A 14,465-nucleotide genomic window follows, 5' to 3' on the forward strand; every position below is an offset into this window, starting at 1 on the left:
TGCTGCAGCGCTAAGCTGACGCGAGAGGGCAAAAGCAAGGTTTGTTCTCAACCTGTGCGGTCAGCCTTGCTTGACAGGCACGGCGGGCGGGAGAAAGTTGTACCTTCGGGGGCAGGGACGGGATGCCGGCTGCCCATGGCCGCGTCGCGGAACGCGCATCAGTCGAAGGAGTATCGTCTTGGCTGTCGTCCTCACCTCCCTCATCCTGTTCCTCATCGGCCTGGCACTTGGCGGCGGCGGCATCCGGCTCGTGATGCTGGGCGGCAGCTGGTACTATGTCATCACCGGTCTCGCCTTCCTGATCACCGCCTGGCTGCTCTTCCGGCGCAAGTCGACGGCGCTGTGGCTTTACGCGGCGATCGTGATCGGCACGCTGGCCTGGGCGGTGTGGGAAATCGGCTTCGACTGGTGGGAACTGGGCCCGCGCGGCGGCGTCATCGTGCTTCTGGCGCTGTGGCTGCTGACGCCATGGGCAAGGCGAGGACTGACCGGCCCCGATGCGCGCGCGCCGCTCATTCTGGCGGTGCTCGCATCGCTCGCGGTCGCCGGCTATTCGATGACCGCCGATCCCAAGGACATTGCCGGCGACCTCAGCGCCGACAAGGTGACGCCGACGGCCGATCTCGGCGGCAATGTGCCTCCCGGCGAATGGCACTTCTATGGCCGCACGCCCTATGGCCAGCGCTATTCGCCGCTCGATCAGATCACGCCTGACAACGTCGCCAAATTGCAGCCGGCCTGGACCTACCAGACCGGCGACGTCAAGGGTCCGGACGACATCGGCGAGACCACCTACCAGGTGACGCCACTAAAGATCGGCGATGCGCTCTACATCTGCACGCCGCATAATTTCGCCATCGCCATCGATGCCGCGACCGGCAAGGAGAAGTGGCGCTTTGATCCCAAGGTCAAGCTCGACAAGGACCGCCAACACCAGACTTGCCGCGGCGTATCCTATTATGCCGATGCCAAGATTGCGGCGAGCCAGCCCTGTGCGACGCGGGTCTATCTGCCGACCTCGGATGCGCGCCTGATCGCGCTTGATGCCGCCAACGGCCAGGTCTGCCCGTCCTTCGCCGAAGCCGGCACGCTCAACCTGCTGACCAACATGCCATACCCGAAGTCGGGCTACTATTATTCGACCTCGGCGCCGCTGATCGTCGGCGGCAAAATCATCGTCGGCGGCGCGGTCAACGACAATTATTCGACGCAGGAGCCGTCCGGCGTCATCCGCGCCTTCGATGTCGACACCGGCGCCCTGGTGTGGAACTGGGATTCCGGCAATCCGGACCAGACGACGCCCTTGCCGGCAGGCCAGACCTACACCGCCAACTCGCCCAACATGTGGTCGACGTCGAGCGCCGACGAGAAGCTCGGCCTGCTCTATGTGCCGCTCGGCAACCAGACGCCGGACCAGCTCGGCGCCGGGCGCAGCGCCAATGTCGAGAAGTTTTCCTCGTCGATCACCGCGCTCGATCTTGCCACCGGGCAATTGCGCTGGGTGCGGCAGACCGTGCATCACGACCTCTGGGACATGGACGTGCCGGCGCAGCCGACGCTGGTCGACATCACCACCGCTGCCGGCGTTGTGCCGGGACTGGTCGGGCCGACCAAGCAGGGCGACCTCTATGTGCTCGACCGGCGCAGCGGCGAACCGATCATTCCGGTCAAGGAAGTGCCAGCACCTGGCGGCGCCATCGAAGGCGACCACACTTCGCCGACGCAGCCGGAATCGGATCTGTCCTTCAATCCGAAGCCGCTGACCGGCGCCGACATGTGGGGCATCACCATGTTCGACCAGCTGGCCTGTCGCATCGAACTGAAGAAGCTGCGCTATGAAGGCCGCTACACCCCGCCTTCGGTGCAGGGTTCGCTGATCTATCCCGGCAATTTCGGCGTCTTCAACTGGGGCGGCGTCGCCGTCGATCCGGTTCGCCAGGTGATGTTCGGCATGCCGACCTATCTCGCCTTCACCTCCAAGCTTGTGCCACGCGCGGACGTGCCGCCGCCGGGCGACAACACCAAGGGCAGCGAGCAGGGGTTGAACCGCAATGAGGGCGCGCCTTACGCGGTGGTGATGGGACCGTTCCTGTCGCCGCTCGGCATCCCTTGCCAGGCGCCGCCATGGGGCTATGTCGCGGGAGCGGATCTGCGGACCGGCAAGATTGCCTACAAGCACCGCAACGGCACCATCTACGACATGACGCCGTTGCCCTTGCCGCTGAAAGTCGGCGTGCCCGGCATTGGCGGGCCGATGATCACCGCTGGCGGCGTCGCCTTCCTGGGCGCGGCGGTGGACGACTATATCCGCGCCTATGACGTGACGTCAGGCAAGCAGCTCTGGCAGGCGAGGCTGCCGGCCGGCGGGCAGTCGACACCGATGACCTACACGGTCGCCGATGGCCGCCAGTTCGTGGTCATCGTCGCCGGCGGCCACGGCTCGGTCGGCACCAAGCCGGGCGACTATGTGATGGCGTATACGCTGCCGAAGTAATTGTGGGCGCAGGACGTCAGGCGACGGCCTGACCAGGCGACAGTTCGACAGGCACCATCCTGATCGCAAAGGCGGCATGGTCGCCATGCGCCAGCGCGAAAAGTTCGCAGAAAGGCGCCGGCCGGCCGAGAAGAAAACCTTGCGCTTCGTTGCAGCCTTCGGCGCGCAGGATCGACAACTGGTTATGCGTCTCGACGCCTTCGGCCAGAACCGGGATGTCGAGGCTCTGGCCAAGTGCCAGTACCGCGCGGATGATGGCCTTGGCCTGTGGACTCGTCTCGACCTCTGACATGAACGACCGATCGAGCTTGATCTTGTCGAACGGAAAGGCGCGCAGTGTTTCCAGGGATGAATAGCCGGTGCCGAAATCGTCGATGGCAATGGTGACGCCCAGCGCCTTGATCCGCCGCAATATGTTCAGGGTGCGGTTCTTGTCGGCGATGATGGTGGATTCGGTGATTTCCAGTTCCAACCGGCTTGGCCGCAGCCCCGTCTCGATCAGGATTTCATGAATGAGTTTCGGCAGGTCCGCATGCGCGAACTGGACCGGGGAGAGATTGACCGCCACCTTGTATGGATGCTCCCACGAGGCAGCCTCCCTGCATGCGGTGCGCAGAACCCATTCGCCGACCGGCAAAATGAGACCGTTTTCCTCGGCCAGCGGAATGAATTCGAGCGGCGGAATATTGCCGCGTGTCGGGTGCTTCCAGCGCAGCAGCGCCTCATAGCCTCTGACGTCACCGGTCAGGACCGAGGTTTGCACCTGATAGTGCAGATCGAGTTGTCCGTTTTCCACCGCGTCGCGCAGATCGTTGGCCAGCGTGCGGTTGGCACGGACGGCCTCGTCCATGGCCTGTTCGTAAAAACAGACGGTCCGCGTCACGTTGGCCTTGGCGCGATACATTGCCAGGTCGGCATTGTTGACGAGCGCTTCCCTGTTGAGCGCGTCATTGGGATAGATCGCGACCCCGAGGCTGGCACCGGTTGCGGTTTCGAAGTCGGCGATCCTGAGCGGAGCAGACAGCGCTGCCTCCAGCCGCGACACGAAGTCCACGAGGTCCGACTGGCCTTTCATGCGTTTGATGCCGGCAAACTCATCGCCGCCCAGACGCGCCACGAATTCGCCCTCCTGCAGCAACGCACTCATGCGTTCCGCCAGGGTCTTCAGGGCCACGTCGCCGGCGCCGTGGCCCCAGAGGTCGTTGATTTCCTTGAAACGGTCGAGATCGATGCCGACGATCGCCACCTTGCAACCGAGCTCCTTTGCGCGGTCGATCTCGCGGTCGAGATAGTCGTTGAAGTTGGCCCGGTTCGGCAGGCCGGTGAGCGCATCGTTCATCGCCAGATGGTGCAGGCGCCGAAAGGCGTCGGAGCGCGTGCGATCATCGATCAGATAGCTGGCGAGACCGGTGCCGATAATGATCAATCCGGCCACGGCAACGCCAAGCGCCATGGCCCGCAAGGCAGCAGGATCGGTGTAGTCGCCGCGCAGGGCCAGCGGTGTCACTTTGACCGCCGCCATGGCGGTGAAATGCAGGCTGACGATGGCCATCACCAGGATCGTCGCGGCCCAGTATTTGTGGCCGGATAAGCGCTCGTTCAATGCGACGTTGATCGCCAGGCAGGCAAAGACCGCCGACAGCACGATCGAGACGACGAGATAGGTCATGTCCCATTCGACCAGGCCGTCGACATGGTAGGCGGCCATGCCGGTGTAGTGCATGCCGGAGATGGCCAGCCCGACGATGATGCCGCCGACGGAGGGGGCAATGCCTGGAGCACGGGCCGTTGCGGCGATGAAGCCGGCGGCGGTGCCCGCCATGGCGATGAACAGCGAGGCGATCGTCAACACCGGATCGAAGGCGACGGGCGCACCTGGATCGTAGGCCAGCATGGCGACGAAATGCGTGCACCAGATCGAAGATCCCGCACAGACCGAGGTCAGGAAATGCCAGCCTATCTGTTGCAGGCCGGAGGCTTCGTTGGCACGCAGGAAAAGCCTGATCGTCGCCCATGAGCCGGCGCTGCAGACCAGCGCCGCGACAAGCACCAGCCAAAGGTTGTGCTCCATTGTCACACAGGAGATGACGCGCATCATGATCGTGACGCCTTCTTCGCTTTTGGCGGAGGTGCCGCGCCTTCCGCCTCGATCAATCCGCCGCCCGGTGCCATCCGTGAACGGCTGACATGCCCAGTTCGAGCGGGGGGGTTGACAAAGGCGAGAAGGCAGCCGCCCCCAAAACGCGGTTGCCGATAAACCCAACCCTGGGGTTCAACTTCTAATAGGTGGTTAATTGCATTCGCCGGCGCTTGCGCGTCTCGATGCATGGTTTCCAGAAAGTGTAGAATAATTTCGAAAGCACAATAATATCGATATTTCTGATGCTTCGAGGCGCCCGCAGGACTGTATCGGCCGGGCAGCCTTGACACCGACCGATCGGTCAAAAAGCGCCACACTGCGCTGGATCATGTCTGTAGAGGGAAGGCGCGATCAGAGCCCGAGATGGCCTTTAAGGCTGGGCACCGAGCCCAGCACTTCGTTGGTCAGCTCCGGCCCTGCGGCGGCTTCTGCCTGCTGGATCAGCGTTGCGCCGGCCTTCTGGATCTGCGCCATGTCGAGCCCGGATGCTTTAAGCGCTGCAACGCCGTTGATCAGCGCGCCTGTCTTTTCGCCGAGCACGCCGCCAAGAGCACCCTGCAGCGACGACAGGAATCCACCGCCACCAGCCGGCGCTGCCGCCATGACATCATATTTCTGCGCCAGCGCATCGGCGCCCGGTATCTTGGCGAAGAATGACGAGGCAGCGGTGCCTTCGGCTTCATGCTCGAGAACCGAGAAGATGGTGCCGACGACCTTTTCCGTTACGGCCTGATCGAGGCCGGCTTTCTCAGCGACGGTGTTCACGATGCTCCGGGCGTCCATGGTATTTCCCCTCGGTCCTGCGCTCGGTTATCGGGTCTTGGAACCGCGCCGGTCGACCCGGACCTTCACCATCCGCTTGGCGGCTTCCGATGCGGCCGTGCGCAAGGCCAGCAAGGCCGCGCCCGCAAGGACGAGTGCGCTTACAAGGATCGGAGTGGACAAGGTCATGGCGTTGTTCCTTTTCGTCAGGCTCGCCGCGACAGGCGAACCCACAGTCAGCTTCACCTCATATTGTGGCGGCACCATCAACATTCTCTGAAATGACCAAAATGTGATGGCCGCGCGGTTATTGCAGCTGAGTTGTGCCAACTGCACGGCCTGACGACGGTAGCGTCACTGATCCGTGACTGGACCGTGCGAGCCTGCACCCTATCTTGACCCGCAAGGTCATCCCGGAGTGACCGCAAGGTCATCCCGGAGTGACCGTGAGGTTATCTCGGAGTGACCTGCAAAGGTCATCTCCTAGTGAGGAGCACGTCATGACGAAACCCACCGCCGAAGCCGCCAAACCTGCCATCATGACTCCTGCCATCACCCAGGCGATGATCGACGCCTATGACGAATACACGCATCTGACGCTCGACCGCCGCCGCTTCATGGAGCAGCTGACCAGGCTTGCCGGTTCGGGCGCTGCCGCTGCCGCGATCGTACCGCTGCTGGCGGCCAATTCGGCGCAGGCGGCAATCGTTGCCGACAACGATCCACGCGTGAAAGCGCAGGATATCACCTATCCCGGCAGCAGCGGCGAGATGAAGGGCTATCTGGCGAAGCCTGCGGATCAGTCCGGCAAGCTCGGCACCGTCATCGTGGTGCACGAGAACAGGGGCCTCAACCCGCACATCAGGGACATCGCACGGCGCGTGGCGCTGGAAGGGTTCGTGGCGCTGGCGCCGGATTTCCTGTCGCCACTCGGCGGCACGCCCGCTGACGAAGACAAGGCGCGCGACATGTTCACCAAGCTCGATGCCAGCCAGGTCACCGCCGATGGCCTGGCGACCATCGCCTATCTCAAGGGCGAGAAGGACGGCAATGGCAAGGTCGGCGCGGTCGGCTTCTGCTGGGGCGGCGGCACGGTCAACACGCTGGCCGTCAACGCCCCCGATCTCGCGGCCGGCGTTGCCTATTACGGCATGCAGCCGAAGGCCGAGGATGCGGCGAAGATCAAGGCGGCGCTGCTGTTGCATTATGCCGGGCTCGACGAGCGCATCGACGCCGGCATCGATGCCTACAAAAAAGCGCTCGACGCCGCCCATGTCGAATACACGGTCTATGTCTATGACGGCGTCAATCACGCCTTCAACAACGACACATCAGCCGCGCGCTACGACAAGAAGGCCGCCGATCTCGCCTGGGGCCGGACGATCGCTTTCCTGAAGGAGAAGCTGGCTTAGTCGACCAGTCAACGCCCGGCGGGCAATGAGGGCGGTGCAGGCCGACGTCAGGCGTGGCCGCGTTTCATGCGCGCCTGCTTCAGGATGGCGCGCCAGCGGATCATGTCGAAGGGGATAGGCTCGTTGTTGTTGGCGATGTGGAAGATCTCGTTGTTGACGTTCTTCAACGAGCGCCAGAAATCATAGTCGGTGATACGCGGATCGGCAGCCAGCCTGTCCACTTCGACCTTGATGTCGGTTTTCATGCACGTTCCTCGAACCGCCTGTGCCCGCCGCCTGCATCGCAACTCGGATCAACCCCGTTCTCAAACGGTCTGCTGAGTCGTTCAATGGCTCAAATGGCTTGTTCACGTTAAAACCTTGGTAAGGTTAACGCGGGCGCCGGAGGGCTTCAAGCGGTCTTGCGGCGAATACCGATCGAACGGCCGGCGCGTTCGGGCATCGGCAGTGCAGAGTGGGCGGCGCGCATGGCTTCCACCTTGGCTTGCACGTCGGCGGGGAAGGGCGCGACTTTCGGCCCGGACATGTCGACATGCAGCGACAAGGTTTCCGAGGTGGCGGCGAGCCAGCCGTCGACATGGCGGATTTCCTGGTAGGCCCTGAGCCGCTTGTCGTCGTGATCGATCAGCTGGAACGAGACGACGACCTTGTGTTCGAGATGCAGCTCCTGGACGTAGCAGACATGGACCTCGGCCGTGTAGATGGTCAGGCGCCGCTCTTTGACATAGTCCAGCCCCATACCCATCGCCTCGAAAGCTTCGTCCGAACAGCGGTCGAACAGCACGTTGTAGTAGGCCATGTTGAGGTGGCCGTTATAGTCGATCCAGTCCTTCTCGATGTCCATCGGTTTGGAAACGAAGGGGGCGGGGATGGGCATGGAAACTTCCTTGTTCTGGTGCTGGACAAAGTTCTGGTGCTGGACAGGGCGTGGCCGGCAAGACTACGCATCCATAATCGCATAACAAGCATGGACGCTGGTCCATTCGCGGAGGAATTCATGGCTCTGAGCGACCTCAATCCGGTCGAACGCAACGAGGAGGGCATCACCGCCGTGCTCGGTATCCTCAAGCAACAGCTCGGCGAGCGCTTCCAGACCGGCGAGGCGATCCGCTCGCAGCATGCGCACACCACGACCTATATTCCGACGCAGGCGCCCGATGGTGTCGCCTTCCCGGAGACGACGGTCGAGGTGCAGGAGATCGTACGCGCCTGCGCCACGCACCGCGTGCCTGTCATCGCCTTCGGCGTCGGCTCCTCGCTGGAGGGCCACACCAACGCGCCTGGCGGCGGCATCTCGGTCGATACCTCACGCATGAACCGGATTCTTGCGGTCAACCCTGAGGATCTCGACTGCACGGTCGAGCCTGGTGTGACGCGGGAGGACCTCAACCGGCATTTGCGCGACACCGGCCTGTTCTTCCCGATCGACCCTGGCGCCAATGCTTCACTGGGCGGCATGGCGGCAACCAGGGCGTCGGGCACCAATGCGGTGCGTTACGGCACGATGCGCGAGAACGTGCTGTCGTTGACGGCCGTCATGGCCGATGGCGAGACGGTGACGACCGGCAAGCGCGCCAAGAAGAGCTCGGCCGGTTACGACCTGACGCGGCTTCTGGTCGGCTCGGAAGGCACGCTCGGCATCATCACGTCGCTGACTTTGAAGCTACAAGGCATTCCGCAGGCGATCTCCGGCGGCGTCTGCCCGTTTCCGAGCCTCGAGGCGGCCTGCAACGCTGTCATTGCGACCATCCAGATGGGAATTCCGGTGGCGCGCATCGAACTGGTCAACGCGCTGCAGATGCGGGCGATGAAGAACTATTCGAAGCTCGACTATCCAGAGAGCCCGTGCCTGTTCGTCGAGTTCCATGGCAGCGATGCCGGCGTTGCCGAGCAGGCCGAAACCTTCGGTGTGATCGCCGAGGACAATGGCGGCGGACCATTCCTGTGGACCAGCGTCGCCGAGGAGCGGACGAAGCTGTGGAAGGCGCGGCATGACGCCTATTGGGCGTCACTGACGCTGCGGCCCGGCACCAAGGGCCTGTCGACCGATGTCTGCGTGCCGATCTCACGGCTCGCCGAATGCGTTGCCGAAACCGAGGCCGACATTGCCGAGATGGGCCTGGTGGCGCCGATCGTGGGCCATGCCGGCGACGGCAATTTCCACGTGCTGGTGCTGATGGATGTCAACGACCCCAAGGAGATCGCACTGGCGGAGAAATTCGTCTCGCGGCTCAACATGCGGGCGATCGCCATGGACGGCACCTGTACCGGCGAACACGGCATCGGCCAGGGCAAGATCGGCTTCCTGCGCCATGAACTCGGCCATGGCGTCGACATCATGCGTTCCATCAAAAAAGCGCTCGACCCGCAAGACATCATGAACCCGGGCAAGATATTACCTGCGTAGCCGAAATGTGAGGAGCGGCAATGCGATACGGGACTGAGACTATTGAGCCCCTGGTTATAAGCGCATCGCGCGGCAAGACACTGTTGTTGCTGTCGGCCAGCCTCTTCTTTGTCCTGAGCTGCGCTTTCGTGATCCATGTCTCCAAGGACGGCGACACCGCCGGCCTTTGGTGGTGCATGGCCTTTTTCGGGCTGGGCGTGTTGGTGTTTGCCTGGCAGCTTGTGCGCCCGCAGATTCTGGTGCTGAACGAACAAGGTTTCAGTCTCGGCGGCGGTCTTGTTCGATCGCCGAAGCTGGTCCCCTGGAAGGATATCGAAGGCTTCCATGTCGTCCATCGTCGGTGCAGAATCGGCGATATGATCGGGTACAATTTCGCACCGGGGGTCAAGAAAAGCTCCGTCATGCGCAGCGTCACCAAAAGCCTAGGCGCCGAAGCCGCATTACCCCAGGGCTGGACATTGTCGCCCGAGGAGATGGTGGTGCTGCTGAACGAATATCGCCGAAGGGCCATGGCGGGATAACGAAAGAGCGTCGGCCATCCCACGCCTTGATCGGGCCGCCGTTTGGACGCAGACTTCGGCCCGGGAAGGTCGGGAAGCGACGGGCTTCACCAAAGGGAGGAACGATGCCATGGCGATGTCACGCAAGGAAGAGGCGCGGGCGCTGAGCGCCGATGAACAGGGTCTGGTCGAGAAGTCGCATCACCCGGCGGTTCAGGAACTTGCCGACAGCGAACTTGGCAATCTGGTCAAGCTGCTGCGGGATCGGCGCAACAAGGCACAGACCGAGGCACATCGGCGCCGCCGCGAGATACGCGGCAAAGGCGCTCCGAAAGGGGCGGCGGCTTCGAAAGCCGATGGAGGCTCACGGCTCAAGCTCGAGGTTCTGGCGATGGCCATGCGGCGACTGAACGGCGAGGCCGAACGCCGCCGCCAACTGGCAGCGCGGGTCTCGTTGGTCACGAATGCCCGCAACGCACTGGCCAGGAAGCAGGACGCCGCGGCGAACGGGCCGGATTTCAACGCGCGCACCGCCCACAAGGGCATGCGGTCGGTGGCCAATCAGCGGCCCCCGGATCTGGTTCGGCCGGCGGAGCGCGGCCGGCAGCGGCAAGCGGCCAAGGTGGCGCAGGCAAAGCGCGACGCGCGCTGAGCTTCTTTGGTGTGGACGGTCTGGATGAAGATTGCAGCCTAAGGCGTGCAGCGCCAAGGAAATTGCCTCTTTATCGACACGCTGATGCGGGTAGAGTGCGGCTGACTTTCAATCAACCCGTTCGGAGCTGATGCTCGCACGCCTGTTCGTGATCTTCGGTGGCTTGTTCGTGCTGGTGCTGCTTGCGGCGCTGGTAGTGCCGTATTTTATCGACTGGACGGGCTACCGCGCCGAGTTTGAGCGCGAGGCGAGCGCCATTCTCGGCCGCAAGGTGACGGTGCAGGGCGATGCGACGGCAAGGCTGTTGCCGTTCCCGTCGGTCACCTTCTCCAATGTCACCGTCGCCGGTGGTCCAGCTGGCCAGCCGGCAATGACCGTCGAGACGTTTTCGATGGATGCGGAGCTGGCGCCGTTCCTGCGCGGCGAAGTGCTGATCTTCGACATGCGGCTGGTGCATCCGAAGGCGACGATCGACATCGCCGATGACGGCACTGTCGACTGGGCGATGCGGCCGTCCTCGCCTTTCGATGTCAACCAAATCTCGATAGAGAAGCTGACGGTGACGGACGGCGAGATTGCGCTCCGCCACGCTGCGGGCGGGCGCAGCCATCTGATTTCAGAGATCAATTCGACCATCTCGGCCAAGTCGCTGGCTGGCCCGTGGCGCATGGACGGCACGTTGCGGCTCGATGGCCTGCGCTCGACCGTTGCCGCCTCGACCGGCAAGGCCGAGGGCAATGGCCAGATGCGGCTCCGGCTCAAGGTCGATCCCGATGCCTATCCGCTGGTCGTCGAGACCGACGGCAATGCCGGCATCGTCAACGGGGCTGCCGTCTACTCCGGCCAGTTCAAGATTTCCGGAAATGACAAGAACGACAAAGGTTCGGTCGCGCTGCGCGGCACCGATGGCGAGGTTGTTGAGGTCAATACGAGCAAGGTCAGCGCCGGCAAGCCCGATCCCGGGTTTCGGCTGAACGGCAAGTTCTCGCTCGACCATCAGAAGCTCGGTGTCGACGAATTCCGCTTCGAGACCGGGCCGCTCGACAATCCCTACACCGCCGACGGCAAGGCTTCGGTCGATCTCGGCCTGAAGCCGAGCTTCGCCATCGAAGCCAATGGCGCGCAGGTGCAACTAGACGAGGCGGTGGGTGCGGAGAAGGGCGCCGGCCTGACACTGGATCAGCGCATTGCCGGAATTGAGCAGGCGCTTCTCGACCTGCCGAAGCCGACCATACCCGGCATCGTCGAGGTCAAGCTGCCGGCGGTCGTAGCCGGCGACACCACCGTGCGCGACGTGCATCTCTCGGCCGAGCCGGTCGAGGGCGGCTGGTCGGTGAAGTCGATGGCCGCGACCTTGCCCGGGCGCACCACGCTGGAAGCCAGCGGCATGCTCAGCGTCGAGGATCATTTCGGTTTCAGCGGCTCGCTGCTTTTAGCGGTGGCGCAACCTTCCGGTTTTGCCGCATGGCTGTCGAAAGATGTCGACGAGGCGATCCGCCGCCTGCCTGCCGCCGGCTTCAAGGCCAAGGTCGATCTCTCGGAAAAGCGCCAGGCGTTCAGCGATCTCGAACTGATCCTCGGCAAGGCAAAGTTTTCCGGCCGCATCGATTCCAGCCAGCCCGACGACGCCAGGCCGTCGGTGTTGATGCGGCTCACGGGCGGCGAGCTCGATGTCGACGGGCTGACGGCCTTCGCCTCGATCTTCGTCAGCGACAAGGGCGCCAACCGCTTTTCCGACCGCGACCTCGATTTCCAGATTAAGGCCGGGCCTGTCAGCGCCGGTGGGCTGACCGCCGACACGGTCGATACCGCGCTCAGGCTGCGCGATGGCCTGCTCGAAATCGACCGGCTGTCGATTGGCGGCCTTGCTGGCGCCTCGATCAGCGCCACCGGCCGGATCAAGGATTTCCCGGCAAGCCCGACCGGCAAGCTCGACGCCTCGGTGGTCGCCGTCGATCTGAAGCCGCTGATCGACATTGCCGCGCAACACTATCCCGACAGTGATTTGCTGAAGGGGCTGGCAAGCCGCACTGCTGCCTATCCCGAACTGTTCCAGGACGCCCGTGTCGATCTGGTGGCAAGTGCCGCCGATAATGGCGACGGCACGACAGGGCTGGCGGTGAGCGGGCAGGGCAAGGCCGGCGGCTCGTCCTTTTCGGCGTCGCTGTCGGGCAAAGGGGCCGTCGGCCAGCTGCTCGAGGCGCCGGTGACGCTGACCTTCAACGCCAAAAACCCCGACGCCACGGCGCTGCTGGCGCTCTACGGTTTGCCGGCGCTGCCGCTCGGCATGCTGGGTCAGGCAAGCACCGATATTTCGGCTAAAGGCACGCTTGGCGGCGGCCTGGCGACAAGCTTCAACCTCGCTGCCGATGATTTCAAGGCGACGTTCGACGGCACGGTTGCGGACACGCCGCAAGGCGCCACCGTCAAAGGCAAGATCGGCCTCGACGCCTCCGACATCGAGCCTTGGCTGATGACGACCGGCGTCGGCCTGCCGGGCATGGGGACGGGCACCTCGACCTCGCTCAGCGCGGATGCCGATTTCGGCAATGGCCTGCTGGTGCTAAGCGGCCTCAGCGGATCCATCAACGAAGCGGCGGTGTCGGGCGACGTCAACATCGATGCGAAGCAGGGCCTGCCGCATCTCTCGGGTGCGCTGGTGCTGGACGAGCTCGATCTCGATCCGATAGCGGTGGCGCTGTTCGGCGACCAGTCGTTCCTTACCAGCGATGGGAGCTGGCCGACGGAGCCATTCAGCCAGAAATCCAGCCTGCCGTTCAGCGCCGACCTCGATTTGACGACGGCCACCCTTGCCGCCGGGCCAATGGCAACGGCCTATGACGCGACGCTATCGCTGAAACTCGACGAGGAAGGCATCCGCGTTTCGGACCTGAAGGCTAAGCTGCTCGGCGGCTCGCTCGCCGGGCTGTTCGAGTTGAAGAACACCGACGGCACCGGGCTGTTCTCGGGTCAGATGAGACTTGCCGGCGCCGATCTGGCGACCGTGCTGCCCAATGCCGGCTTGAGCGGCAGCGGCGATTTCTCGACTGGACTGTCGACCAGCGGCAAATCGGTCGACGCGATGATTGCCGCACTCTCCGGCTCCGGCACCGCGGCGCTGAACGGGCTGACCATTGCCGGCGTCAACCCTGATGCCTTTGGCGCCTTGATTGCCAAGGCCGACGCGATCGGACGCGACATCGACACAGCCAAGACCGCGGGTTTTGCGCCGCAGATTGCTGGCGACGGCAGTTTTGCCGCCGGCGACACCGACATCGCCTTCACGGTTGCTGGCGGCACGCTGCGGGCGCCGCCCGTCAAGCTCGAAAACCAGATGGCGACGCTGTCCGCCGACATTGCGGCGGATCTTAACACCAGCACCGTCGCCGCCAAGGGGGCAATCAGCTACAAGCCCGGCGACGAGGCGCTGGTCGGGTCGGATCCTTCCGTCAACTTCAGCGTCGACGGGCCGTTCGGCGCGATGAAGAAGCAGTTCGACAGCGAGCCATTGGCGCAGTTCCTGACCCAGCGCGCACTGGAAAAAGAGCAGCAGCGGGTCGAAGCGATGCAGGCCGCACTGCTCGAGAAGCAGCGGCTGCGGCGCGAAGTGCGCTACTACGCCGCCCTGCAGACCGAACGCGACAACGCGGCCGAGGAATTGCGCAAGCAGGAGGAAGCGGCGCGGCTGAAAGCCGAGGCCGACGCCAAGGCGAAAGCTGAGGCCGATGCGAAGGCGCAGGCCGAAGCGGATGCCAAGGCCAAAGCAGATGCCGAAGCAAAGGCCGAGGCCGATGCGAAAGCACAGGCGGAAGCCGACGCCAAGGCCAAGGCAGATGCGGACGCGAAGGCGCAGGCCGAGCAGCAGGCTGCGGAAGATGCCGCCAAGGCCGAAGACGAGCGCAAGAAGGCTGAACAGGCGATGCGGATTGCTTCGCAGGAAAAGGCCAGGCTCGACGCCGAACGCAAGGCCCAGGAGCAAGCGCCGAAGGTCGACCGCTCGCTTCCCGGCGTCAATGACGGTTCGGCCCCGGCGCCGCCGAAGCCCAAGGCAAACCCGTTCTCGGTCGACAATCTGCTGAAGTCACTGGGCAATTAAAA

General features: G+C 63.7%; 11 protein-coding genes. 6 read left to right on the top strand and 5 right to left on the bottom strand.

Annotated elements, in window-relative coordinates; translation table 11 throughout:
• Positions 1-178 precede the first annotated feature (178 nt).
• A complete protein-coding gene (locus AC1D1B_RS20700) occupies positions 179-2,494 on the top strand; it encodes a glucose/quinate/shikimate family membrane-bound PQQ-dependent dehydrogenase (RefSeq protein WP_477334288.1) in 2,316 nt (771 codons plus the stop codon).
• Between the two features lie 16 nt (positions 2,495-2,510).
• Here the strand turns inward: AC1D1B_RS20700 and AC1D1B_RS20705 are convergent, their stop codons facing one another.
• From AC1D1B_RS20705 to AC1D1B_RS20715, 3 genes are all read right to left on the bottom strand, one after another.
• Positions 2,511-4,592 carry a putative bifunctional diguanylate cyclase/phosphodiesterase gene (locus AC1D1B_RS20705; protein ID WP_477334289.1) on the bottom strand — a complete coding sequence of 694 codons (2,082 nt, stop codon included), beginning with the start codon at positions 4,590-4,592 and terminating at the stop codon, positions 2,511-2,513.
• 393 nt (positions 4,593-4,985) lie between these two features.
• On the bottom strand, positions 4,986-5,417 hold the full coding sequence (locus AC1D1B_RS20710; RefSeq protein ID WP_477334290.1) for a hypothetical protein: 432 nt from the start codon (positions 5,415-5,417) through the stop codon (positions 4,986-4,988).
• A gap of 27 nt (positions 5,418-5,444) precedes the next feature.
• Positions 5,445-5,663 (bottom strand): hypothetical protein, encoded by a 219-nt coding sequence (locus tag AC1D1B_RS20715; RefSeq protein ID WP_477334291.1) that lies wholly within the window; start codon positions 5,661-5,663, stop codon positions 5,445-5,447.
• Positions 5,664-5,896: 233 nt separating this feature from the next.
• On the opposite strand from AC1D1B_RS20715, the gene AC1D1B_RS20720 reads away from it, so the two are divergent.
• Positions 5,897-6,808: a dienelactone hydrolase family protein gene (locus AC1D1B_RS20720; RefSeq protein ID WP_477334292.1), complete on the top strand. Its 912-nt coding sequence runs from the start codon at positions 5,897-5,899 to the stop codon at positions 6,806-6,808.
• A 47-nt stretch (positions 6,809-6,855) separates the two neighbouring features.
• Here AC1D1B_RS20720 and AC1D1B_RS20725 read toward each other — a convergent pair whose 3' ends face one another.
• Together AC1D1B_RS20725 and AC1D1B_RS20730 are read right to left on the bottom strand one after the other, a co-directional pair.
• Positions 6,856-7,053, bottom strand: a complete 198-nt coding sequence (locus AC1D1B_RS20725; protein ID WP_013531006.1) for a hypothetical protein — start codon at positions 7,051-7,053, stop codon at positions 6,856-6,858.
• 146 nt (positions 7,054-7,199) lie between these two features.
• Complete coding sequence (locus AC1D1B_RS20730) at positions 7,200-7,685, bottom strand: thioesterase family protein (protein WP_181055797.1); 486 nt, start codon at positions 7,683-7,685, stop codon at positions 7,200-7,202.
• Between the two features lie 120 nt (positions 7,686-7,805).
• Here AC1D1B_RS20730 and AC1D1B_RS20735 point away from each other — a divergent pair, with 120 nt between their 5' ends.
• The 4 genes from AC1D1B_RS20735 (at position 7,806) to AC1D1B_RS20750 (ending at position 14,463) form a co-directional block, all read left to right on the top strand.
• A complete protein-coding gene (locus AC1D1B_RS20735) occupies positions 7,806-9,215 on the top strand; it encodes an FAD-binding oxidoreductase (protein ID WP_477334293.1) in 1,410 nt (469 codons plus the stop codon).
• Between the two features lie 20 nt (positions 9,216-9,235).
• Positions 9,236-9,736, top strand: a complete 501-nt coding sequence (locus AC1D1B_RS20740; RefSeq protein ID WP_477334294.1) for an STM3941 family protein — start codon at positions 9,236-9,238, stop codon at positions 9,734-9,736.
• A 109-nt stretch (positions 9,737-9,845) separates the two neighbouring features.
• Positions 9,846-10,367, top strand: a complete 522-nt coding sequence (locus AC1D1B_RS20745) for a hypothetical protein (RefSeq protein WP_477334295.1) — start codon at positions 9,846-9,848, stop codon at positions 10,365-10,367.
• 130 nt (positions 10,368-10,497) lie between these two features.
• On the top strand, positions 10,498-14,463 hold the full coding sequence (locus AC1D1B_RS20750; protein ID WP_477334296.1) for an AsmA family protein: 3,966 nt from the start codon (positions 10,498-10,500) through the stop codon (positions 14,461-14,463).
• Positions 14,464-14,465 lie beyond the last annotated feature (2 nt).

Source organism: Mesorhizobium sp. P2_C5_2 (genome assembly GCF_056404535.1).

What these genes read in the sequence shown, in the direction of transcription:
- AC1D1B_RS20735 (WP_477334293.1), top strand. Translation starts at nt 7,806, where the DNA reads ATGGCTCTGAGCGACCTCAATCCGGTCGAACGCAACGAGGAGGGCATC.
- AC1D1B_RS20720 (WP_477334292.1), top strand. Translation starts at nt 5,897, where the DNA reads ATGACGAAACCCACCGCCGAAGCCGCCAAACCTGCCATCATGACTCCT.
- AC1D1B_RS20710 (WP_477334290.1), bottom strand. Translation starts at nt 5,417, where the DNA reads ATGGACGCCCGGAGCATCGTGAACACCGTCGCTGAGAAAGCCGGCCTC.
- AC1D1B_RS20725 (WP_013531006.1), bottom strand. Translation starts at nt 7,053, where the DNA reads ATGAAAACCGACATCAAGGTCGAAGTGGACAGGCTGGCTGCCGATCCG.
- AC1D1B_RS20750 (WP_477334296.1), top strand. Translation starts at nt 10,498, where the DNA reads ATGCTCGCACGCCTGTTCGTGATCTTCGGTGGCTTGTTCGTGCTGGTG.
- AC1D1B_RS20705 (WP_477334289.1), bottom strand. Translation starts at nt 4,592, where the DNA reads ATGATGCGCGTCATCTCCTGTGTGACAATGGAGCACAACCTTTGGCTG.
- AC1D1B_RS20730 (WP_181055797.1), bottom strand. Translation starts at nt 7,685, where the DNA reads ATGCCCATCCCCGCCCCCTTCGTTTCCAAACCGATGGACATCGAGAAG.
- AC1D1B_RS20715 (WP_477334291.1), bottom strand. Translation starts at nt 5,663, where the DNA reads ATGGTGCCGCCACAATATGAGGTGAAGCTGACTGTGGGTTCGCCTGTC.
- AC1D1B_RS20745 (WP_477334295.1), top strand. Translation starts at nt 9,846, where the DNA reads ATGGCGATGTCACGCAAGGAAGAGGCGCGGGCGCTGAGCGCCGATGAA.
- AC1D1B_RS20740 (WP_477334294.1), top strand. Translation starts at nt 9,236, where the DNA reads ATGCGATACGGGACTGAGACTATTGAGCCCCTGGTTATAAGCGCATCG.